This is a genomic window from Burkholderia sp. M6-3 (assembly GCF_050858985.1).
Classification (GTDB): domain Bacteria; phylum Pseudomonadota; class Gammaproteobacteria; order Burkholderiales; family Burkholderiaceae; genus Paraburkholderia; species Paraburkholderia caledonica.
Genome location: NZ_CP110091.1, coordinates 2676651 through 2699204, shown reverse-complemented (window position 1 = coordinate 2699204; position 22554 = coordinate 2676651). Strand labels below are relative to the sequence as shown.

Below are 22554 nucleotides of genomic sequence, written 5' to 3'. Positions count from 1 at the left end.
CCACCCAGACAGAGGCAGCATGACCGACCACAGCCGACGCTATCCCGATCCTTCCGTGCGCGTGCTCGATCCGCGCTTCAAGTCGCTGACCCTTGCGTCAGCGTCCGTCGAGTGTCTGTATCAAGGCGCGCGCTGGTCGGAAGGGCCGGTCTGGTTTGGCGACGGCCGCTATCTGCTGTGGAGCGATATCCCCAACGACCGCATCTTGCGTTGGGACGAGGCGAGTGGCACGGTCAGCACGTTCCGTCAGTCGTCGAACAATGCCAACGGCCATACGCGCGACCGGCAAGGCCGCCTCGTGAGTTGCGAACATCTGACGCGCCGGGTCACCCGCACCGAATACGACGGCTCGATTACCGTGCTCGCCGATCGCTATCGCGGCAAGCGTTTCAATTCGCCGAACGACGTCGTCGTCAAATCCGACGGTTCGATATGGTTCAGCGATCCGACGTTCGGCATAGACGGCTTTTACGAAGGCGAGCGGCAGGAGTCGGAGCTGCCCGCCTGCGTGTACCGCATCGACGGCCAGACGGGCGAGGTGAGCGTAGTCGCCGACGACATTCTCGGACCGAATGGCCTTGCGTTTTCGCCGGACGAGTCCGTGCTCTATATCGTCGAATCGCGAGGCGAGCCGCGCAAGATTCGCGCTTTCGACGTAGACGTCGACGGAAGCAGCTCGGCGCTGTCGAACAACCGAGTGTTGATCGACGCGGGCCCCGGCACGCCGGACGGCTTTCGCGTCGACGTCCACGGGAATTTATGGTGTGGTTGGGGTATGGGCACAGATGAGCTCGACGGCGTGCGCGTCTTTACACCGCAAGGCGAGCCGATCGGCCATATCGCGCTGCCGGAGCGCTGTGCGAACGTGTGCTTCGGCGGACGTCATCGCAACCGGCTTTTCATGGCGGCCAGCCACGGCCTGTACTCGCTCTATGTGAACACGCAAGGCGTACGCGGCGGCTGATCACGTGCTTCGCCTACGAGTGGTCCGCGATAGTTGCCTGACAAGCGGCTTTGCGCGGCCAGGCGGCTCGGGGTTTGCCCTCCTATACAAGCATGCCAAATCATTGAGACCAAAGGCCTTCCGGCGAAAATGCACAGAATGTTGGGGAAAACGCGAGCAATAGTATTTGCTTGACATCGGATGTGGCGCTTCGCTATGTTGCAGTGGTTGAACAAGACGCCCGGCGCAGTCGTCCGGCGGACTTCATACCAAGAAGCGAGGAGACGCAATGACTGTTCCGCACAGGTTGTCGCTCAGGCTGGTGTCGGTATGTCTCGCGGCGAGCGCCGCGTTCGGATCGGCTGCTCATGCGGCTGATCCAGTCACACTCAATATCGTCGACGTCGCCGGCGATCTCCAACTTACGCGCGCCGGCTTCGAGGCGTTCAAAGCGAAGTACCCGAACCTCGTCGCGAATATCACCTACACCAACGCGCCCGCCCCGCAATTGCCCGGCAAGATCAAGGCTATGCAGGGCGCGGGCCGCTCGGACATAGACCTGGTTCTGACGGGCACAGACGCCCTCGCAGCCGGCATCGAACAGAACCTGTGGACCAAGTTGCTGCCCGACAACGCGGCGCAATTCCCCGGTGTGCTCGACAAATACGCGCCCGGCCCGCGCAAGATGCAGGATTTGGCGCAAGGCTATGGTCTTGAGGTCGCATATATGCCGGCCGGGCCGCTGCTCGAATACAACCCCGCCAAGGTCAGCGATCCGCCGAAAACGCCCGAGCAACTGCTGCAATGGTGCAAGGCGCATCCGGACAAGCTGATCTACGCGCGGCCCGCAAACTCGGGACCGGGCCGTACGTTCCTGATGGGCTTGCCCTATGTGCTCGGCGACAAGAATCCGCAAGACCCCATCAACGGATGGGATAAGACCTGGGCGTTCCTCAAGCAGCTGAACGAATGCATTCCTTACTATCCGGGCGGCACGTCCGCGGTGATGAAGGAGCTGGGCGAAGGCACGCGCGACATGACCGTGACGGTAACAGGCTGGGACATCAATCCGCGCGCGCTCGGCATCGTGCCTGCCGATTTCCGCGTGCAGGCGTTCGACAACATGACGTGGGTGAACGACGCGCACTACATGGTCGTGCCCAAGGGCGTGCCGAAAGAAAAGCTGGACGTGCTCTATAAGCTGATGAACTTCATGCTCGAGCCTGCGCAGCAAGCCATGACTTACGACGACGGTTACTTCTACCCGGGGCCGGCGATCAAGGGTGTCACTGTCGAGCAGGCCCCCGCGCATAGCCAGGAAGTCCTGAACAAGTACGGGCGGCCCGAGTACGCGAAGCTGCTGGCGGATCGCCCGCACGTGTTGCCGCTCAATGCGGCTGCGATGGTGGCCGCCTTCAGGAAATGGGACACGGAAGTCGGCGCTCAGAAGACCAAATAACCGAAGCCGGATAGCCGCGCCCACTCGTGCGAGTGCGATTCGCGCGTGACGCGTCACGCGCATCAGGGAACCGCCATGAAGCATCACTTCGAACAGTTGCGGCTCGACTCGGTGAGCCGCAGTTTCACGAACGCGGAAGGCCAGTCGATCGCCGCGCTCCAGGGGCTCGATCTGAACATCCGGCGCGGCGAATTCATTGCGTTGCTCGGGCCTTCGGGCTGCGGCAAATCGACGGCGCTGAACTGCATTGCGGGATTGCAGCCGCTGAGCGGCGGCGGCATCTGGCTCGACGACAAGCGCATCGATGTATTGCCGCCGGAAAAACGCGGCTTCGGCATGGTGTTCCAGAACTACGCGCTGTTCCCGCACATGAGCGTGCTCGACAACGTCGGCTTCGGCCTGAAGATGCGCGGCGTTGGCAAGAGCGAGATCATGCGGCGCGCGCGCGAGGCATTGCAACTCGTGCAACTGGTCGGCCACGAGCGCAAGTTGCCCGGGCAACTGTCGGGCGGTCAGCAACAGCGCGTCGCGATTGCGCGTGCGATCGTCATCGAGCCGCCGCTGATCCTGATGGACGAGCCGCTGTCGAATCTCGACACCAAGTTGCGCATCGAGATGCGTGCCGAAATCCGCCGCATTCATAGCCAACTCGAACGCGCGACACTGTACGTCACGCACGATCAGGACGAAGCGCTTTCGATGGCCGACCGCATCGTCGTGATGAGAGAAGGCGTCGTGCAGCAGGTCGCCACGCCGAAAGAGGTCTATACGCGCCCGCAGAATCTGCATGTCGCGCGTTTCATGGGCTATCGCAACGTCGCTGAATTCACCCTCGAAGGCATGCAAGGCGAAGGCGTCGCGGTGAGCGCAAATGGCGTCCGTCTGATCGGCACGCCGATGGCGGGCTTCAACGGCAAGCGTGTCAGCGTGGCGCTTCGCCCCGAGGACATGGAGCGCACGGCGCCCGGAACCGAAAATGCATTCGACGCGTTAGTGACCGTCGTCGAATACGGCGGAAATAGTTCGCTGCTGCGCGTGAAGACCGCGTTCGGGGATTTGTGGGCGCGCGTCGCGGGCGAGTTCGTCGAAGGACAACATATCAGCTTGCGTGTGCCGCCTTCGCGCACGCTCGTCTATGACGGCGAGGCCGCATGAGCACGCCCATGCCGTCGGCGCCTGTCGCGCCCGCCGCGCAGCGCGATAGCAAGGCGTGGCTCGTCACGCCGGCGTTGCTCGTCATCGTCGCGTTGTTTATCTATCCGTTTGCATACGGTCTCGCGCTGTCGTTCCGGCCGATGAACGGCGGCAGTGCATGGGCCAACTATCTGACGTTCTTCACCGACACGTCGATGTGGCCCACCATCATCGTCACGCTGAAGCTGGCCGTGCCGGCAACGCTGATCAACGTCGGCGTGTCGGTGCCCGTCGCATTCGCGTTGCGCCGGCATTCGCGGTATCAAAAGTTCGTGACCACGTTACTGGTGATTCCTGTCACGCTCGGCACGGTGCTGATCGCCGACGGCATGCTCACTTACTTCGGACCCAACGGCTGGTTTCCGCAGGCGCTGCACGGCATGCATCTCTATTCGAGCGAAGTTCGGCTCACACATAACTTCTGGGGCGTGCTGATCTCGCTGATCGTGTCCGGCTTTCCATTCGCGTTTCTGTTGACGCTGTCGTACGTGACCGGCATCGACCCGACGCTCGCGAGCGCGGCCGCGACGCTCGGCGCGAGTCCGTGGGAGCAGTTTCGCCGCATCTATTTGCCGCTGCTGGTTCCCGGTTTGACGATGGCCGCCTGCCTCTCGTTCGTGCAGGCGTTTTCGGTGTTTCCGTCGGCAGTGCTGCTTGGTGCGCCCGCGGGGCCGACTCGCGTGATGTCGATTGCGGCAGCGGAAGCCGCGTTCGAAAGTTATGACTATTCGCTCGCGTCCGCGATTGCGATGGTGATGGGCTTCGTGCAATTGCTGGTAGTGGCCGCGATGCTAGGCGCGCGCCGCTTCTTTTACAGCGGCCCTGCAACCGGAGGCAAAGGCTGATGACGACCGAGCGTGGCGGCGCGCCGGCTTCGTGGTCCGCGTCCGAATCGAAACAGCAGGGCGACGACGCACGCGAGCCGAGGCGCGTGAAGCAGCGTGCGAGCGTGCCAGGCCGCGTATGGCGGCTGATCGTGTGGGGCGCGATGGTGTTTTTCCTTGCCAACGTCGTGCTGCTGATCGCGACCGTAGCGGTCAATTCGATTGCGACCCGCTGGTTCGGCACGTTGCTTCCGCAGGGCTTCACGCTGCATTGGTATGCGCAGGCGTGGAGCGATTTCCAGCTGGCGAGCGTGCTGTGGGTGACGGTCGAAGTAGTCGGCGCGGTCGTGCTGCTGTCGGTGCTGCTCGGCGTGCCGGCGGCATATGCGCTTGCGCGCGTGCAGTTTCGCGGCAAGCGCATTGCGATGCTGATTTTCCTGTTGCCGTTGATGGTGCCGCCCGTCACTTACGGCATTCCGATGGCGACCGCGATGTACAAGATCGGTCTGGCCGGCACGCTGAGCGGCGTGATACTTGCGAATCTCGTGCCCGCGCTGCCGTTCGTGATTCTCGTGATGACGCCGTTCATCGAACAGATCGATCCGAATCTCGAAGCGGCCGCGCGGATTTTCGGCGCGAACACGTTCCGCTATTTCCGCTACGTGCTGCTGCCCCTGCTCGTGCCCGGCATGCTGGCCGCGGCGCTTCTGGTGCTGGTGCGCACCATCGGTATGTTCGAACTCACGTTCTTCACCGCGGGGCCCGGGACGCAAACGCTCGTGGTCGCCTTGTACTACGCGGTGTTCTCAACCGGCGTGCGCGCGCCGCAATCCATCGACGCCATGGCGATGATCTACATGGCGATCACGCTGGTCTGGGTATTGATCGCGCTGCAGTTCGTGAGCCCCACCCAGATCGTTTCGCGCCTGAAGGAACAGAAGCATTGAGCGGCGCAACGCGTTCCGCAAGCTGGGCGCTCAGTAGCCGACGCGATAGACGCGGCCCGTCTGCGCGCCTTCCACGCTGCGTAGGTACGCTTGTGCGGCGCGTTGCGCGCTGACCGGCTCGAAGCCGCGAAAGTACGGCCCATACGCGCCCATCGATTCGGTCAGCACTGTGGGACTCACGACGTTGATGCGGATACCGCGCGGCAGTTCGATCGCCGCGCCGCGCACGAAACCTTCGAGCGCGAGATTGACGGTCGTCGCATTCGCGCCCTCGCGAATCGGCTCGTCTCCCACGATGCCGCTCGTCAGCGTGAAAGAGCCGCCGTCGTTCACGTAGTTCTGCGCCGCCAGCACGACATTGATCTGTCCCATGAGCTTGTCGCGCAGGCCGACCCAGAACTGTTCGACGCTCATTTGCTGGAGCGGGCCGAAATGGAGTTTGCCCGTTGTGGTGACGACGCCATCCACCTTGCCGAGTTCGCGGAAGAGCCGCTCGACGCTCGCCGGATCGGTGCTGTCCACTTGATACTGGCCGCGCGTCGCGCCTACTTCGATAACTTCATGGCGAGCCTTCAGCTCCGCAGTAACAGCCTGGCCCAGCGTGCCCGTGGCGCCAATCACGACGATCTTTTTCATCTACCGCTCCGTTGAGTTTGATGTGCCACGATTGTGCGCCGCGTTGGATCGTACAAAAAGCCGCGACGGGGAGGAGGTCTTCGAACCGTCGGTTTCTAATCCGCGCGAGGCGATAAAAAACGCGCATCGTTATTTAAACAATGCGCGCGTTGATATCTGCCGACAAATCGGCCTCTTCGCCGAGATTCAAACGCGAGTGCAAATCGACAGATTATTTCACCCGCTGTATTTCGATCACCCGTGTGGGTCGCATATGATTAAGGGCGTAATGAATGCGACCGCGTTCATGGCGGTTTTCGCCTGGGCGCGAATAGTCGAACAGGTCATCGGTCGAATGGAGCGCTTGCGGCTCGAACATGCCTTTGTCGATCACCGTATAGCCCGGCTCCAGCGCGAGCAGCAGATGATTGCCGCCCACGCGGCTGTCGAACCCGGCCATGCCGTCGAGCGCTTCCGGCACGCTGTTGACGAGCGTCGCGTTGCTGGTCGTAATTTCGTCGACTGCTATCGGACTCTGGCCCGCAATGCGCGCGGCTTCGTGATTCTTGCCGTCGGTGTCGACCGTGCTGTCGTGTGTCCGGTCATTGTGCGATTCGGCGGTACGCGGGCCGTTCGCGACAGTTGGCTTACCGGCGTCTGCTGCCTTGTCGAAATGGGTGTTCATATGCATTCTCCTTTCAAGAAGTTGGGTTCAGAACTGCAAGGTCCGTTCCCTCACCAAGGCGATTGCGTCCGCGCGTCTTTCGTTTTTTTAATGAACGCGCATTTTCTACAGAGTATGATCATACTCCGGCGAGCGGGGCGTGTTCTGCAACAGCGCTTAATCGGGTTCTCGCGAATTCACATCGCTGTTTATCAACACCGGTGCAATGAGCGCGGGCTTACTCAAAACATTCTACGGGGCCGTCAGGGCGGGTGACACATGCACTTCGATGCTGCATTCACACATCGCGGCTATTTGTTAAATTGCGCACCGGCGCGCGCCAGCGACGGCAGTTGGCAACCTTACGTCGTCATCTCGCGGTCGAGCGACGGTGAACTCGTCGCCAACCGTTTTTTCCCGACGGACCTGTGCTTTCGCGACGAGGCCGCCGCAATTGCCCATGCGCGCGACTGGGCGGTGCGCTGGATCGACGCGAGCAGCCTGACCATCTGAGCGCACGTTCGCCTTTGCCTTGCGCGCAACGCTGCGCGAGCCGCGGCAAAACGCGGTAATCTTTCGGGACAATCACTCGATACCGTGCTCCTCGCACGGCGCTGTCCCTCTATGCCTAACGTGCCTACCCACAACTGGGGCCTTGAAGAGATCGTCGCGGACCTGCGTGCGTCGCGCGAAGAGTTGCATCGTACGCGGCATCCGCTCGGCATTCGCGAACTGCCGTCGCGCGAAGCGGTGGTCAACATCGTCGCGGGCCTGCGCGCAGCGCTATTTCCCACGCACTACGGCGCGCCGGATCTGACTGACGAAACCGTGGACTACTACGTCGGACACACGCTCGAAAGCACGCTGCGTTTGCTCGCGGAGCAGATCCGCCGTGCGCTGCGGTTTCTGCCGGAACACGCGCAAACGCCCGACACGGAACTGCGCGAGCGTGCCTTCGAGGTTGCGCGCCAGTTCGGCACGCAGTTGCCTGGCATTCGCGCGCTGCTCGTCAGCGACATTCAGGCGGCGTTCACGGGCGACCCGGCCGCGCAGCACATCACCGAAATCCTGCTTTGCTATCCCGGCGTATGGGCGATGACGCATCACCGCCTTGCGCATGCGCTGCATCGTCTCGGCGTGCCGTTGCTCGCGCGCTTCATCAACGAGATCGCGCACTCGGCAACCGGCATCGACATTCACCCTGGCGCGACGATCGGCCCGAGCTTTTTCATCGACCACGGCACGGGCGTCGTGATCGGTGAAACGGCGATCATCGGTGAACACGTGCGCGTTTATCAGGCGGTGACACTGGGCGCGAAGAGCTTCGCGGCGGATATCGACGGTGCGCTGATCAAGGGCAACGCGCGGCATCCAATCGTCGAAGACGACGTGGTGATCTACGCCGGCGCGACGATCCTCGGACGGGTAACAATTGGCCGCGGCTCGGTGATCGGCGGCAATGTGTGGCTCACGCATAGCGTGCCGCCGGGCAGCAGCGTCTCGCAGGGCAAGGTCCGCGAAGGGGAGCGGGGCGAAGAAGGGCGGCGTTGATGCGCGGGCGCGACGCGTCGCGTGGCCGCATCCACATGCCTCGTTGCGCGATTGCAGGCGTCGAGGCGACTGTGGCGCAAACCGCGCATGCGTTTCCGCGCCATTCGCACGACCGCTTTGGCGTTGGCGTGATAGTCAGTGGCGGGCACAAATCGGCGAGCGGTCGCGGCCCCGTCGAAGCGCGCGCCAACGACGCGATCATGGTGAACCCCGGCGAAGTGCACGACGGCAGTCCGCTCGATGAACGCGGCCGCGCGTGGCGCATGCTCTATTTCGAGCCGTCGATGCTCGTGAGCGCAGCGGCCGAATTGAGCGGCGTGGCTGCGCGCGAGATAGAACTCACGCAGCCGGTGGTGCACGACCCGCTGCTGAAACATCTTTTCGAACGATTATTCGCGGTGGCGGTAGGGGCGCCGGGCGCACCCGACGCGTTGGCGCGGGAACAGGCGTTGCTCGAACTGCTTGCGCATCTGCTTGCCGCTCACGCGACCACGCAGGCGAGCGGTGAGACGCAAGCCTTATGGTTGGGTCGCGCGGGGCCGATTGCGCGCGCGAAAGCGCGCATCGACGACGATCCGTCAGCGTCGCTCACACTCGCCGATCTCGCCGGCGAAGTCGGCATGAGCCGCTTCCAGTTGCTGCGAGCGTTTGCGCATGAAATTGGCTTGCCGCCACACGCATACCGGATGCAGCGGCGCGTGGTGCTGGCGCGGCAATGGATAGCGCGCGGTGTGTCGCTTGCCGACGCGGCCGCCGCTGCGGGTTTTGCCGATCAGAGTCACATGACGCGCGCTTTTGTGCGCCTGCTCGGCATCACGCCCGCAAACTACGCTGCGGCGATGCGTTGACGCAAACTCACGCTGCGCCGGTACGAGCGCGAGATTTACAAGCGCAGGTGCTGCCAGAGGTCTAATCCGTGCATGCCGGGCAGTCCGATATGCCGGCCGACAAACCAGGCCGCCGCCCACGAAGCCGCGACTACGATCAGGTCGCAATGTCCGCTATTCCATAGATTCAGCGAATGTCGCCCGGCGATCCACGGCACGCCGAGCGGGTTGGGCCAGTCGGCGAGCAGATGCATCAGGCCGCCGCATGCGAAGCCGAACGCGGGCGCTGCATAAAGCGAATGCCCGAGTCCGCGGTACGAAACGGCGAGCAGCGCGACCCAGCCAATGCCCCAATGCGTCAACGTGCGATGCGCGATCCACAGCCGGCGTGCGCGCGACCACCACGCGACTTCGAGCCAGTCCGGCGCCGTGCTTCCCGCTACGCCCGCGATAAAGCTCATTAGTACGCCGATATAAAACGCGCCGTAGTGACCGCCGCCGATGCGCCCCACGACCGCCGCCGAAATGACGCCCGCCGCGAAACCGGTTGCATGATGTGCTTTGCTGGATGCCATCGGAATTCGCGACGCAGCGCGTCGCGTGAAGAAGAGGGGCGGCTATGGTCGCCGATAGACGCGCAGAAAAATAGCCGGGACGTCGATAGAAACGTGTCGCGACATCGCGTGTCACGCATTAAACAAAGGCGCATTCAACGCGAATCACGCGCGCCGGCTGCAATAATCAGGTCGCACAACGTGCGATATTGAAGCGCATTTCCGGTTCCGGCGGATCGTCGGGCGCGTTGGCCGGATGCATGACCTTGATCACGGAGCCCGCGTTCGACGGCGTCAACGTGACGAAATATGAGTTGTTCGAATCTGAGCCGACCGCGATCTCGGTCGCGCTGCCCACGCGCGACAGGCGAACTCTCGACAAGCGGCTTTCCAGGCAACTGGCGATGTACGCTGGCGCACGTTGCGACGACACGTAGATCATGGGCTGCGACGCGTCGCGTGCGGAGGGCCCGTTGGAGGAACCGCAAGCCGCGAGAGTGGCGATCGCCACGACGGCGGGAGCAAGCAGAAAAATTCGTTTCATGGTGAGGTCGTCGGCGTCCCCGGATATTCGCGGGAATCTTGTGCGGGCGAAGCATAGCGCGGTTGACGCAACGAGTCATACAGCGATCAATGCGATGCTTCGCGACAAAGCCGCCTTTCATTCGCGTCGAACGCTCGCTGAAACCACACGCAGCGGACACGCTCGATCGCGAAGGGAAATGCGGACGCCCGAGTATACCGAGCACGCGCTTGCACCGTCACCTTCGTTACAAGCTGAAACGTCGCGCCCACAAAAAAACCCGCGACGTGATCGTGTCACGGGCGGGTTCGGAAGCAGCGCGAATCGGTAGGCTCGCACTGCAAGCACTGCGTGGAGCGTTAGAAGCGGTGACGCAGGCCGACAGCGGCGGCAACCTGGTTACCCGTCGACGACGGCGCGAGCGTGTTGATCGCCGCTACGTTCGAACCAAAATTGCCGAGTTCGCCCGATGCATGCTGATAGACGCCTTCGACATAGACGTCGGTACGCTTGCTCAGCGAGTAGTCGCCTTGCAGCGAGACCGTATGCCACTTCGGATCGCCCGAGCCGTTGGAGCCCGACACTTTGCCGTCCGTGAACGTATACGAAGCCGCGAGGCTCATTGCCGGCGTCAGCGCGTAACGGCCGTTCACTTCGTAGTTGTCCATGTGCAGGTTGGTGCCGGCAATGCCTGGCAGCGTTGCACCGCCGACGTCGATGCCGGTGATGCCGTCCAGTTGCGTATGCGTGTACACGAAGCCCGCGGTTGCCGGCCCGTATGTGTAGTTGATGCCCGCGCCATACGTGCGCTGCAGGTTAGCCGCGATCTGCGCAGTGCCGTCGCCTTGCGAAACCGCGCCGCCCAGATTCGAGCTGCCCGACTTGTTCAGTTGCAGATAAGCCGCCGCGACGCTCAGCGGACCATTGTCATACGAAGCGCCCGCGCTCCATGCACGATTGTTCGAGAACTGGCCGGCCGAATTGCTGAAACCGTACAGGCCGCCGAATTTCAGACCCGCATAATTCGCGCTCGTGTACTTGACCGCGTTCTTGATCGAGAACGAGTTGTCCAGGTTGTCGTTGTCGAACGGGTGGGCCGCGAGATTGTTGCCGTAGCCTGCGCCCGCTTCCGACAGCGGCGCGAGATAGTCGACCACTGAATCGTATTGACGGCCGAGCGTGAGCGTGCCGTACTGGTCGCTCTTCAAGCCGACGAATGCCTGGCGGTTGAAAAGCGTGTTGCCTTCCGAGAACTGGCCGTTGTTCAGATTGAAGCCGCTCTCCAACGTGAAGATGGCGTGCAGACCGCCGCCCAGGTCTTCGCTGCCGCGCAAGCCAAAGTAGGTGTTCGACACCGAACCGCTGCCTTGCTGCCAGTTGCTGTGGCCGCCCTGGTTGTTCGAATACACGAGGCCGGCGTCGAGTGTGCCGTACAACGTGACGCTGCTTTGTGCGTGTGCGTTGAGCGCGAATGCGCCCATGAGACCTGCTGCGATGAGGGTTCTTTTCATTTCATGACTCCAGGGACAATGCGTCGAGAATCGCATTCGGGGTGGGGCCGTGGATTGCGCTGATTGCGTCGGCCACGTGCCGATCCGCTGCGAAGTGTATTCCCGCTATTCGCTTATCCAATTGCGCAAAAGGCGCAACACTCATTTCCAGAATCCGTAATGAAGATATGCGAATGACGTAAGTGCGCAAAAATAAAGGAAAATAACAACGCGCGTGATTATGGTGCCGCATTCAAGCTTATTTCATTGTTGCTGCCGCGCGACGGCTTTCAAAGTGCATTACTGCCAGAACTCTTGCTGAAGCTGTCGGCGTGGGGCCGAATTGCCGGCATTTCACGCAACAAAGCCTTGTTTGTACGAAGCTCTATTCGACTCGTTGCAAGTTCTGATTCTGCTTTACCTTTCATTAAAGGCTGGATTTTTTATCAAATTTATACTCGGATCGATCCATATTTGTTCGCCATTTTTATTATGGGCTTATAAGTTCCATTCGAAAGACGAAATGCAGTATTTCGACCGGCGAAACGACAGCCAGGACTTGTCCGTTCGTCAGAGCGTGGCGGTCGGCGCGCCGGAGGCGGGTAGAATTGCATGCTCGATATGTGTCTCAAGTCCAGCAATAGTGAGTGAACCTGTAATGACCGACCCGACCCCTCCCTCGTCCGACCAAGCTGCTGATCCCACGACGGAAGGCGCGTCCGCACCCGATACCACGCAGATCGAAGCCGAGCCCGAAACGCTGCACGAAGCGCGTCTTTGGCGCGACGACGGCTGGACCGCTCGCGTCATCAAGAATGAAGACGACGAAGGCTGGGCCGTCGAAATGATCAAGGACGGCGAAGCCGAGCCCGCGCTTGTCGGCCCATGGACAATGGGGCGCAACAAGAAGGACCCGAAGCCGCTCGACACGGGCGCGTTCAATACGCTCGTGAAAACCGCGTCTGAAGTGCTGCGCCGTCATGAGCAGCAACTGCGCGCGCAACTTCACAAGGAAGTACGCGTGTCGAGCGCGGACGGCAACAACGAACTCGACATCACGCTCGACATCGTGCCGGATGAAGACGAACCCTACGCGCTGCTGACAGCGCTCGACACATTCGGCGAGCAACTCGCGCAAGTGCAGGTCGCGCCTAACTTCAAGCTCAGCAAGGCGAGCGCTTCGGCGTGGGTCGAGAATGACTTCCGGCGTCCCGGCTAACACCAGTTGTTAACGTCGGTTGTTGCCACGGCGAACATTACCAACGACTGTCAATATACTTTCACATTCGCTTCATAGAATCCTCGCGTCATAGCGGCGCGAGCACGAACCCTGCGGTCTGAATCCGAGTCGTGCCGGCTGTGAGTTATCCACGCCACCCACAACCAGGGATTACGACAACATGGCTGAGCCGTTCGACCCTTCCCGCCGCAAGGCCCTGAAACTGTTCTCCGGCGTGCCGATGTTGCCGATGTTCCCATTGGGCGGTCTCGCCACGGCTTCCATGCTGAGCGGGTGCGGCGGCAGCGACGATCTCGCGACGCCGGCCAAGCCGGTCGCCAATTTCGTGTCGGCGGCTTTCAGCGCAATGGCGGCGCCGACGCTGGCCGATCCCGCCGCAATGGCGAAAACCACGGTGGGCTCCACGCTGACCGTGCAGTTGAGCGACGGCAGCAGTCGCACGTTCAAGCTCTCATATCAGCCGTTCTTCATTACCGGCGACCTGGTGCCGAACATCAAGGGCGGGACGATTCTTGCCGGCGGTTACGTGGACATCAACAATCAGCCGATCATCGACAAATCGGTTGTGGGCAAGGAGCGTCAGTTCTACTCCGATTGCCCGGACGGCAGTTCGCTGATCCGTCTCGACAATCCGAGCGTGAAGGGGATCAAAGGCAACGCCGTGTTCGCAGTCGTGCAGTTCGAGTACGCGACGCGCGACCAGAGCCTCGTGTCGATGTACGGTCAGTTGCCGTCGCCCATCGCCGTGCTGACGCTCGATCAGGACCCGGCCACCGGCAAGCTCACGCTCGTCGGCTATCACAACGTCGATACGTCGAAGGTGCATGGGTTGTGGATTACTTGCGGCGCGAGCCTGTCGCCGTGGAATACGCATTTGTCGAGCGAAGAGTACGAGCCGGACGCTGCGACTATCTCCTCCAATAGCCAGTTCAAGGGCTTTAGCCGCAACCTGTTCGGTAGCGAGACGACGGCGAATCCGTATCACTATGGCCATTTGCCCGAAGTCACCGTCAACCCGGACGGCACCGGCACGGTCAAAAAGCACTATTGCCTTGGCCGCATTTCGCACGAACTGGTTCAGGTGATGCCGGACAAGCGCACCGTGCTGATGGGCGACGACGCCACCAACGGCGGGCTCTTCATGTTCGTTGCCGACCGCGAGGCCGACCTGTCGGCGGGCACGCTCTATGTCGCGAAGTGGACGCAGGTGTCGTCGAGCGGTGCGGGTGCAGCGACGCTTTCGTGGATCAACCTGGGCCATGCAACCAGCGACGAAATCGAGTCGCTCGCAAACACGCTGACTGCGGCCGACATCATGGACGTCAAGACCGCCGACCCGCTGGACACGTCGTACACGAAGATCAATTTCAACGGCACGTTCAACTGGATCCGCGTGAAGCCGGGCATGACCAAAGCGGCGACGTTCCTCGAGACGCACCGTTACGCGGCGCTGGTCGGCGGCAGCATGGGCTTCACGAAACTCGAAGGCACGACTGTCAATATCAAGGACAAGGTGCTGTATTCGGCGATGTCGCGTGTCGAGAAATCGATGGTGCGGGGCAATGCCGCATCGACGGACGTAGCGGTCGACAAAGCCATCAGCGCGGGCGCGGTCTACGCGCTCAATATGAAAGGCGGCCAGACCGACCGCAGCGGCGGCGCGATCAATAGCAACTGGGTGCCGGTCGATATGGCGGCGCCCGCGGCGCTCGTCGGCGAAGACCTGTCAACCGCCGACGCGCTCGGCAACACGGCGAACGCCGACCGTATCGCAAACCCGGACAACCTCAAGTTTTCGGAAAAGCTGCGAACGCTCTTCATCGGCGAAGACAGCAGCATGCACGTGAACAACTTCCTGTGGGCGTACAACGTCGACACGAAGACGCTCTCGCGCGTGCTGTCGTGTCCGGCAGGCGCGGAGTCGACGGGTCTGCACGCCGTCGACGAGATCAACGGCTGGACCTACGTGATGAGCAATTTCCAGCACGTGGGCGATTGGGAAAGCCCGTTGCACGACAAGGTCAAGGCCACGCTCGATCCGCTCGTTCGGGCCAACTACAAGGACCGCTTCGGCGCGACGGTCGGCTATCTGACGGCCGATCCGACGTCGATCAAGCTGTAATTTCGCGGGAGGCGACGCGGATAGTGAAGCGCCGCCTCAACTCCGCTTGCAGAAGATCGCCGTAATGAGCGGCGCTACGCGGTGCACGATTGCCGTGCCGCCGGTTGCCGTCACGGCGGCCCGCACCTTCGATTCGCTTCCGAAAACGACCACGCCATACGCCGAGCGTGCAACCGGCTCGCCTTCGCCAACGCGGAACATCGGATCGTCCTTCTCATATCCGACCACCGCGAAAATGTGGAACCCGAACGCGGTCAGGTCCGCCCCTTGCGCGGGAGAAAATGCGTTGATCGAGTTGCTTTCGACGCGGGTCGGCTTCGGGTCGATCAATTGATTGTCGGCAAGATCGGCGATGAATTGATGACCGCTTTCATTGCAGGCAAGCGGCGCGTCCAGCGGGGTCGCGCGAGCGGCTAGCGGCAGCGCGAGGGCGGCGGCAACGAGTGCGGCTATGCAGAAGACGCGCGAAGCGGCAGATGGAAGAAAGCGTTTCATAGGCGAAAGGCGGCGAATTCGAGTACTGCGATGTGGTGCGCTGTAGTGCGTGCACAACGGGTCGCACGGATAAAAACAAATCCCGCGCAAATCGCGAAGACTGTCTGACATCGAGGCTATTCGCGGAGGCAGGCGCAACAGGATTCGCACTTTATCGCGATTCGGCAAATCCTGCTTCATATAGGGGCAGTCGGCAAACCGTTCGCGAGTCCCGATCGAGCACACAGAAACGAACGAGGAGAAAGCAATCTTTCTCGATCCCGTATATATTTCCGGGTTATGAATTCGCGACCCCAGACTCCAATTAATGTTCCGCCGCCCCGAACCTGGGACGCGCGGCTCGCCCGCCGGCTCGTGACACCGCTGGTTAATACGCGCGTCGCGCCGAATCATCTGACCACGCTGCGTCTGCTGATCGGCGTCGCAGGCGCGCTGTGCCTCGCGCGCGGCGGTTTCGCGTGGTCCAATGCCGGCGCGGTTCTGATCGTTCTGTCCAACTTCGTCGACCATACGGACGGGGAACTCGCGCGCATCAGCGGCAAGTCGAGCCGGATCGGTCATTTTTACGACCTCGCTTGCGATGCCCTCGTCACCGTCATGCTGTTTATCGGCATGGCTATGGGCATGAGCGCGTCGAATATCGGCGTGCTGACGGTTGCGCCGGGTTGGCTCGGCGCGATTGCCGGCATTGCCGTTGCACTGATTTTCTTCCTGCGCATGCGCATCGAGGAGATGGCCGGCAAGGCGGGCACGAAGCAGGCCGCCGTGGGCGGCTTCGAAACAGAAGACGTGTTGTACCTGCTGCCCATCGTCACGCTGACGAGCGTCGTGATGCCGTTCGTCGTGGCCGCCTCGATTGGCGCACCGCTCTTCGCCGTGTGGGTGATGATCGACTACTGGCGCGTCTCGCGCCGTACCGCGCAGCCAGCCGCAACTGGCGCGGGTGCTTCTGAAACCCATCAAGTATTGGCTGGCAAATGAGTACACACGCCGAAGACGACGTGGCCGCATCGATTCACACAGAACATGCCGTGCCCGCAATGCAGACGACGCCCGCCGCGCCGGACGCCGACCGTGCGGTCGCGAGCCGCACGCGCACGTTCGACAATCCGCGCTTGCGCAAGGACTTCGCCGAGCAGGACGCATTTCTCTATCTGGAGGATTTCCTCGCGCCGGAAGTCACCGCGCAACTGGTGCATAGCGCGCGTGCGCTGCTCGACGAGGTTAACCGCAACTACCTGCCGGGCCACAAGCAGGGCGGCAGCGTGAGCCGTCATACGATCGACCGTCTTGCGCCGTTCATCGCCGAACTGTATCGCTCGAAGGAACTGATCGGCTGGCTCGAACAGCTGAGCGGCGACAAGCTGCAGGTGTCGCCGGCGGACGATCCGCACGCGTACGCGCTGTATTACTACACGCGGCCAGGCGATCACATTGGCTGGCACTACGACACTTCGTATTACGACGGCCGCCGTTATACGCTTCTGCTTGGCGTAATCGACGAATCGTCGTGCCGTCTCGACTATGAATTGCACACGCGCAATCCGGACGTGCCGGATCAGCCCGGCTCGGTGCAGATTCCGCCTGGCGGCCTCGTGTTTTTCGACGGCGACAAGCTGCGTCATCGCATTACGCCGGCCGGCCCGAACGAGATGCGCGTGTCGCTCACTTTTGAATACGTCACAGATCCGAACATGCGTCCGTGGCGTCGTCTCATTTCCAACATGAAAGACGCCATTGCGTATTTCGGCTTCCGCCAGGTGTTTCGTCAAATGACTCAGACGAAACCCCGCGACAAGGACCGCGCATGAGTCGCGCAGCCCTGATTCTGCTGTCGATCGGGACGGCGCTGTTTGTCGGCCTGCTCGCGTGGCAGGGTTTCGGTTCGGTGGTGTCGACGCTGCTCGCCGCCGGTTGGGGGCTCGCGCTCGTCGCCGCGTTTCACGTGGTGCCGCTCGCGCTCGACGCCGGCGCGATCTCGGTGCTATTGCCACGCGGCCGGGACGGCGGGCGTCACGATCTGTCGGTGCGTGACGCGCTGTTCGCGCGCTGGATCGGCGAATCTGTAAACAGCCTGCTGCCAGCCGGCCAGATCGGCGGGCCGGTGGTGATGGTGCGGCAGCTGTCGCAGCGCGGCATGCCGATGCGCGACGCGGCTGCGGCCATCACCGTGAGCACGACCGCCCAGGCACTCGCACAAATCATCTTCGCGCTCTTCGGTCTGCTGATGTTCGGCGCCTACGCGGCACATGGCGCGCTGCACGACCTGCAAACCGCCACGCTCATTGCAACCGCAGTGCTTGGCGGCATGATCGTCGGCTTTTATTATGCGCAACGGCGCGGACTGTTCGGCCGGCTGCTCGGCGTGGCGTCGAAACTGTTCGGCAAACGCGACTGGTCCGGGCTGATGACGCGCGCCGAAGCCGTCGACGCCGCCGTGCAGGCCATGTACCGCGAGCGGGCCCGCGTGGCCGCGAGCTTTGCGCTGAGTCTTGCTGGCTGGATCGTCGGCACCGTGGAAGTCTGGCTCGCTCTGCGTTTTCTCGGCCATCCGGTCGATTGGGTCGACGCACTGCTGCTCGAAAGCGTCGGTCAGGCGATTCGCGGCGCGGCCTTCATGATTCCCGGCTCGCTCGGCGTGCAGGAAGGCGGCTACTTGCTGCTTGCGCCGCTGGTGGGTCTGCCGCCCGACGCGGCGCTCGCGTTGTCGCTGACCAAGCGCGCGCGCGAAATCCTGCTAGGGTTGCCGGGTCTGCTGGTCTTGCACTTCAGCGAACGAAGCTGGCAAAGGCGGCGCGCCCTTGGGCGCGTTCCCGCTGTCGATTAAACTCCGTATCTTTTCAAAGGACCGCGCATGCGTGCCATCATCCTCGCTGCGGGCCTCGGCCTGCGTCTCCAGCAACCGCCGGAAGCCCAGTTCCCGAAGTGCCTGTTGCAGTTCGACGGTATGAGCCTGCTCGAACGGCATCTGCAGATGCTCGAAACCGCCGGCGTAACAGAAGTCGTGCTGGCGCTCGGTTTTCAGCCCGAGTCGGTGCAGGCGGAACTGGCGCGCATCAACTGGCCGCACCACGTTGAAACGGTGCTGAACACGCGTTACGACCTGGGCAGCGTGCTGACCGTGCACACGGTGGCCGAGGCGCTGACGCGCGGCGGCGACGTTCTGCTGATGGACGCCGACGTGCTGTACGACGAGCGCATTCTGAGCGCGCTGGTCGCAGGCGAGACGGTCAACCGTCTGCTGATCGACCGCGATTTCGAAGCTGGCGACGAGCCCGTGAAGCTGTGCCTGAAAGACGGCGTGCCAGTCGAGTTGCGCAAGCAACTGGCGGTCAATCTCGAGTACGACACCATCGGCGAATCGGTTGGCTTTTTCCGCTTCCGTCAGGAGACGGCCGAGCGCTTTGCGCAGATCGTGGCGGGCTATGTCGATAGCGGCCGGGCGAATCTGCCCCACGAAGAAGCCGTGCGCGACCTGCTGCTGGAGCGCAGCCAGGTGTTCGACACCGCCGACGTCACCGGCGCGCCGTGGATCGAAATCGATTTCCCGAACGACGTCGCCCGTGCGACCACGGATATCCTGCCGCAGTTGCAGCCGCTCGTCAGCGCGTCGCGTTGATATCCGCGTTGATATCCGCTTGACCGCGAGACATTCAGCAAAAAGCCGGCTCAATGCCGGCTTTTTGTCGTTCAAGGACTATCCAGCGGGCATCGCAACCTTCGTTGCGGCTGCGATGCCATAATCGACGCTTTATATCGACGGCCTAGCCGACCGTCGCTCTGCCAATGCCTTTCGCTTTAGGCGCTTTCATTGTTCCGCTGATCGTCGCGTGTGCGATGTTCATGGAAAACGTTGACGGCACGGTCATCGTGACGTCGCTGCCGGTCCTGGCGCGCGATCTCGGTCAGGACCCCATCACCCTCAAGCTGGCTGTCACCGCGTATGTGATCGGCCTCGGCGTCTTCATTCCGATCTGCGGCTGGGTCGCGGACCGCTTCGGTTCGCGCACGGTGTTTCGCACGGCCATCGGCATCTTCATGGCGGGCTCGCTGATGTGCGCGGCGTCCACCTCGCTCGGCATGTTCGTGGCCGCCCGCTTCGTACAAGGCATTGGAGGCGCGATGATGGTGCCGGTGGGGCGCATCATCATTTTCCGGTCGGTGCCGAAATCGGAATTCATACGCGCGGTCAATTATCTGACGGTGCCCGCGCTGCTCGGTCCTGTGGTCGGGCCGCCGCTCGGCGGCTTCATTACCACGTATCTGCATTGGCGCCTGATCTTCTTCGTCAATATTCCGATTGGTCTGCTCGGCATCTGGCTCGCCAACAAGCACATCGCCAACGTCCGCGAAGCGCATCCAGGCCGGCTCGACTGGACCGGCTTCCTGTTGTCCGCGAGCGGCGCGTCGCTGTTCATGCTGGGGCTTTCGCTGGTGGGTGGCGAACTGGTGCCGAACATCGTATCGATCGGCATGTGCGCTGTGGGTGTCGTGTTGCTGGTGGGTTATGTGCTGTACGCGAATCGCGTCGAGTTGCCGGTGCTCGATCTGCGCCTTTTGCGTATTCCGAGTTTTCATGCCAGTGTGGCGGGCGGGTCGCTCTTTCGCATCGGTCTCGGCGCCGTGCCGTTTCTGTTGCCGCTTGCGTTGCAGGAAGGCCTCGGCATGACGCCGTTTCTGTCGGGTTCGATCACATGCGCGTCCGCATTCGGCTCGATCTTCATGAAGGCGGCGACCTCGCGCATACTCGGACGCTTCGGCTTTCGCACCGTGCTGATGGTCAACGCAGGCTGCGCGGGCATTGCCATCGCGATATACGGACTGTTCTTTCCCGGCACGCCGCACTGGCTGATCTGGTGCGTCGTGCTGGTCGGCGGCTTCTTTCCATCGCTGCAGTTCACGTCGTTGAACACGTTGGCCTACGCCGATATTCCGAGCCGGGACGTGGGCCGCGCGACGAGCGTCGCAAGCGTGATCCAGCAGCTTTCGCTTGGGCTGGGCGTGACCATCGCGGGCATCGTGCTGCAGATTTCGCACAACGTGCAGGGGCATTCGAGCATCGTGTTCTCGGACTTCTGGCCGGCTTTTGTCGTGGTCGGCCTGTTCTCGTTTCTGTCGATTCCGGTCACGGCACGCTTGCCGCACGACGCCGGCGACGAAATCGCCCGTGGCCGCCGCGGCACGGCATAACGCAGACACGCGACGCGTGGTTTTGTGTGCCGCAGCAGTCTTCCTACGGGCTACCGCTGGTTCGCAAAGAGCCGGTTCACATGTTATAAGCCCAAGGGAATGGAAGTTATCGTCTGGTGAAACAGTCGTCTTGGGGGATATCAATGAAGTTGTTCCGCAACGCCAAATCGTCTGCTAGCGGATTCGCGCTGGCTGCACTGCTGTCTGTTTCCGTCGGATTTCTCGAGGCCACACCGGCAGTCGCGAAGCCGCCCGCGAAGGCCCAGCCGGCTGTCCTGACTGCGTCCGCGATCGCGGTTGCCGACGAGTACAGCGCCGACGCCGCCGAACAGATCTTCAAGGAAGGCGGCAACGCCGTCGACGCCGCAGTCGCCATCGCTTTCACGCTTGCCGTGACTTATCCTGAGGCGGGCAATATCGGCGGCGGCGGTTTCATGACGCTGTACGTGGCCGGTAAGCCGTACTTCCTCGACTATCGCGAACGCGCGCCGCTCGCGGCGACGAAGAACATGTATCTGGACGACAAGGGCGAGGTCATCAAGGGCATGAGCCTGTACGGCTACCGTGCCGTGGGCGTGCCCGGTACCGTCGACGGCATGTGGCAGGCGCAGCGCCGCTTCGGCAAGCTGAAATGGAAACAGGTACTTGCACCGGCCATTCACTATGCACGCGACGGCTTCACGGTCAGCGAGCAACTGCAGGAGCGTCGCGACGCGGCAGCGAAAGAATTCGCCGGTAAGACGAATTTCGACACCTACTTCGGCAACCTGAAGCAGGGCGTCAACTTCAAGCAACCCGATCTGGCCGCCGTATTGCAGCGCATATCGGACCAGGGCGCGAAAGACTTCTACTCGGGCAAGACCGCCGACCTGATCGCTGAATCCATGCGCGGCCACGGCCTCATCACGAAGGCGGATCTGCAGCAGTACAAGGCCGTGTGGCGCCAGCCGATCCAGGCGGACTGGAAAGGCTACCGCGTCTATACCGCACCGCCTCCGAGTTCGGGCGGCATCGGCCTCGTGCAATTGTTGAAGATGAAGGCTGACCGCGAAGCCGACTTTAAGGACGTCCCGCTCAATTCGGCGCAATACATCCATCTGATCGCGGAAATCGAAAAGCGCGTGTTCGCCGACCGCGCGCAATATCTTGGTGACCCCGACTTCTACAAGGTGCCCGTCGCGCAATTGACTGACGACGCGTACATCGCGAAGCGTGCCTCTGAGATCAATCCGGAAACCCCGTCCGACACCAAGAGCGTGCAACCCGGACTCGGCACGTCGATGCCGGAGAAAGCGGAAACCACGCATTTCTCGGTGGTCGACAAGTGGGGTAACGCAGTGTCCAACACCTATACGGTGAACGGTTACTTCGGCTCGGGTGTGGTCGCGGATCGCACGGGCATCGTGCTGAACGACGAGATGGACGACTTCTCCGCGAAGCCGGGCGTGGCCAACATGTTCGGCGTGGTGGGCAGCGACGCGAATTCGATCGAACCCAAAAAGCGCCCGTTGTCGTCCATGAGCCCGACGATTCTCACGAAAGACGGCAAAGTCTCGCTCGTAATCGGTACGCCGGGCGGCTCGCGCATCTTCACGTCGATCTTCCAGGTGATCAACAACATCTACGACTTCAACATGCCGTTGCCGGCAGCGGTCGGCGCGATGCGTTTCCATCACCAGCTGCTGCCGCCGAACACAATTTTCTGGGAGCCGTACCAGCCGATCGACGGCGAACTCGCCAAGCAGGTCGAAGCGAAGGGCTATACGCTGAAGGCCCAGAACTTCAACGGCGATATCCAGGCCATCAAGATCAATGACGACACGCCGGAGCCCGCAGCCGACCCTCGCGGCCGTGGCGTCACGCGGATCATTCAGTAAGCGTTTTTCGAAGGTGTGGACGGCGTGTCGATCGCGATG

Annotated in this window: 22 protein-coding genes; 16 read left to right on the top strand and 6 right to left on the bottom strand. The window is 62.1% G+C overall.

Annotated features, from left to right (window positions below):
* Window positions 1–19: 19 nt before the first annotated feature.
* The 5 genes from OH764_RS29700 to OH764_RS29680 all read left to right on the top strand — a co-directional run bounded on the left by OH764_RS29700 (window position 20) and on the right by OH764_RS29680 (window position 5367).
* Window positions 20–964: an SMP-30/gluconolactonase/LRE family protein gene (locus OH764_RS29700; protein WP_498849628.1), complete on the top strand. Its 945-nt coding sequence runs from the start codon at window positions 20–22 to the stop codon at window positions 962–964.
* A 268-nt stretch (window positions 965–1232) separates the two neighbouring features.
* Complete coding sequence (locus OH764_RS29695; protein WP_498849627.1) at window positions 1233–2402, top strand: ABC transporter substrate-binding protein; 1170 nt, start codon at window positions 1233–1235, stop codon at window positions 2400–2402.
* 75 nt (window positions 2403–2477) lie between these two features.
* Entirely contained in the window at window positions 2478–3557 is a 1080-nt protein-coding gene (locus tag OH764_RS29690) for an ABC transporter ATP-binding protein (protein ID WP_027776294.1), read from the top strand.
* Window positions 3554–4441, top strand: a complete 888-nt coding sequence (locus tag OH764_RS29685; RefSeq protein ID WP_020066656.1) for an ABC transporter permease — start codon at window positions 3554–3556, stop codon at window positions 4439–4441. Before OH764_RS29690 ends, OH764_RS29685 begins: the two co-directional genes overlap by 4 nt.
* On the top strand, window positions 4441–5367 hold the full coding sequence (locus OH764_RS29680; RefSeq protein ID WP_498849626.1) for an ABC transporter permease: 927 nt from the start codon (window positions 4441–4443) through the stop codon (window positions 5365–5367). The genes OH764_RS29685 and OH764_RS29680 overlap by 1 nt, the downstream gene beginning before the upstream one ends.
* Before the next feature lie 30 nt (window positions 5368–5397).
* Here OH764_RS29680 and OH764_RS29675 read toward each other — a convergent pair whose 3' ends face one another.
* Window positions 5398–6003, bottom strand: coding sequence for an NAD(P)-dependent oxidoreductase (locus OH764_RS29675; RefSeq protein ID WP_498849625.1), 606 nt, complete (start codon window positions 6001–6003; stop codon window positions 5398–5400).
* Window positions 6004–6214: 211 nt separating this feature from the next.
* Window positions 6215–6667, bottom strand: coding sequence for a DUF3005 domain-containing protein (locus tag OH764_RS29670; RefSeq protein ID WP_498849624.1), 453 nt, complete (start codon window positions 6665–6667; stop codon window positions 6215–6217).
* A gap of 258 nt (window positions 6668–6925) precedes the next feature.
* Between OH764_RS29670 and OH764_RS29665 the strand changes: the two genes are divergently transcribed.
* From OH764_RS29665 to OH764_RS29655, 3 genes are all read left to right on the top strand, one after another.
* On the top strand, window positions 6926–7159 hold the full coding sequence (locus OH764_RS29665; RefSeq protein WP_498849623.1) for a hypothetical protein: 234 nt from the start codon (window positions 6926–6928) through the stop codon (window positions 7157–7159).
* Window positions 7160–7270: 111 nt separating this feature from the next.
* Window positions 7271–8197: a serine O-acetyltransferase gene (gene epsC, locus OH764_RS29660; protein WP_498849622.1), complete on the top strand. Its 927-nt coding sequence runs from the start codon at window positions 7271–7273 to the stop codon at window positions 8195–8197.
* Entirely contained in the window at window positions 8197–9045 is an 849-nt protein-coding gene (locus OH764_RS29655) for an AraC family transcriptional regulator (RefSeq protein ID WP_498849621.1), read from the top strand. The genes epsC and OH764_RS29655 overlap by 1 nt, the downstream gene beginning before the upstream one ends.
* 35 nt (window positions 9046–9080) lie before the next feature.
* Here the strand turns inward: OH764_RS29655 and OH764_RS29650 are convergent, their stop codons facing one another.
* From OH764_RS29650 to OH764_RS29640, 3 genes are all read right to left on the bottom strand, one after another.
* Complete coding sequence (locus OH764_RS29650; RefSeq protein WP_498849620.1) at window positions 9081–9599, bottom strand: metal-dependent hydrolase; 519 nt, start codon at window positions 9597–9599, stop codon at window positions 9081–9083.
* Between the two features lie 166 nt (window positions 9600–9765).
* Window positions 9766–10122 carry a sugar ABC transporter ATPase gene (locus OH764_RS29645; protein WP_498849619.1) on the bottom strand — a complete coding sequence of 119 codons (357 nt, stop codon included), beginning with the start codon at window positions 10120–10122 and terminating at the stop codon, window positions 9766–9768.
* Between the two features lie 338 nt (window positions 10123–10460).
* Entirely contained in the window at window positions 10461–11612 is a 1152-nt protein-coding gene (locus OH764_RS29640; RefSeq protein WP_020066647.1) for a porin, read from the bottom strand.
* A 637-nt stretch (window positions 11613–12249) separates the two neighbouring features.
* Between OH764_RS29640 and OH764_RS29635 the strand changes: the two genes are divergently transcribed.
* Complete coding sequence (locus tag OH764_RS29635; protein WP_498849618.1) at window positions 12250–12810, top strand: hypothetical protein; 561 nt, start codon at window positions 12250–12252, stop codon at window positions 12808–12810.
* Window positions 12811–12991: 181 nt separating this feature from the next.
* A complete protein-coding gene (locus OH764_RS29630) occupies window positions 12992–14953 on the top strand; it encodes a PhoX family protein (protein WP_498849617.1) in 1962 nt (653 codons plus the stop codon).
* A 36-nt stretch (window positions 14954–14989) separates the two neighbouring features.
* Here the strand turns inward: OH764_RS29630 and OH764_RS29625 are convergent, their stop codons facing one another.
* On the bottom strand, window positions 14990–15448 hold the full coding sequence (locus OH764_RS29625; protein ID WP_498849616.1) for a hypothetical protein: 459 nt from the start codon (window positions 15446–15448) through the stop codon (window positions 14990–14992).
* A gap of 279 nt (window positions 15449–15727) precedes the next feature.
* Between OH764_RS29625 and OH764_RS29620 the strand changes: the two genes are divergently transcribed.
* From OH764_RS29620 to ggt, 6 genes are all read left to right on the top strand, one after another.
* The gene (locus tag OH764_RS29620) at window positions 15728–16429 is read left to right on the top strand and encodes a CDP-alcohol phosphatidyltransferase family protein (RefSeq protein ID WP_498849615.1); all 702 of its coding nucleotides are present in this window, start codon (window positions 15728–15730) and stop codon (window positions 16427–16429) included.
* Entirely contained in the window at window positions 16426–17259 is an 834-nt protein-coding gene (locus tag OH764_RS29615; RefSeq protein ID WP_498849614.1) for a 2OG-Fe(II) oxygenase, read from the top strand. Before OH764_RS29620 ends, OH764_RS29615 begins: the two co-directional genes overlap by 4 nt.
* Window positions 17256–18275, top strand: coding sequence for a lysylphosphatidylglycerol synthase transmembrane domain-containing protein (locus OH764_RS29610; RefSeq protein WP_498849613.1), 1020 nt, complete (start codon window positions 17256–17258; stop codon window positions 18273–18275). The genes OH764_RS29615 and OH764_RS29610 overlap by 4 nt, the downstream gene beginning before the upstream one ends.
* Before the next feature lie 27 nt (window positions 18276–18302).
* Window positions 18303–19067 (top strand): phosphocholine cytidylyltransferase family protein, encoded by a 765-nt coding sequence (locus OH764_RS29605; protein ID WP_498849612.1) that lies wholly within the window; start codon window positions 18303–18305, stop codon window positions 19065–19067.
* Between the two features lie 167 nt (window positions 19068–19234).
* A complete protein-coding gene (locus OH764_RS29600) occupies window positions 19235–20638 on the top strand; it encodes an MFS transporter (protein ID WP_498849611.1) in 1404 nt (467 codons plus the stop codon).
* A 143-nt stretch (window positions 20639–20781) separates the two neighbouring features.
* Complete coding sequence (gene ggt / locus OH764_RS29595; protein WP_498849610.1) at window positions 20782–22515, top strand: gamma-glutamyltransferase family protein; 1734 nt, start codon at window positions 20782–20784, stop codon at window positions 22513–22515.
* The last annotated feature ends 39 nt before the right edge of the window (window positions 22516–22554 follow it).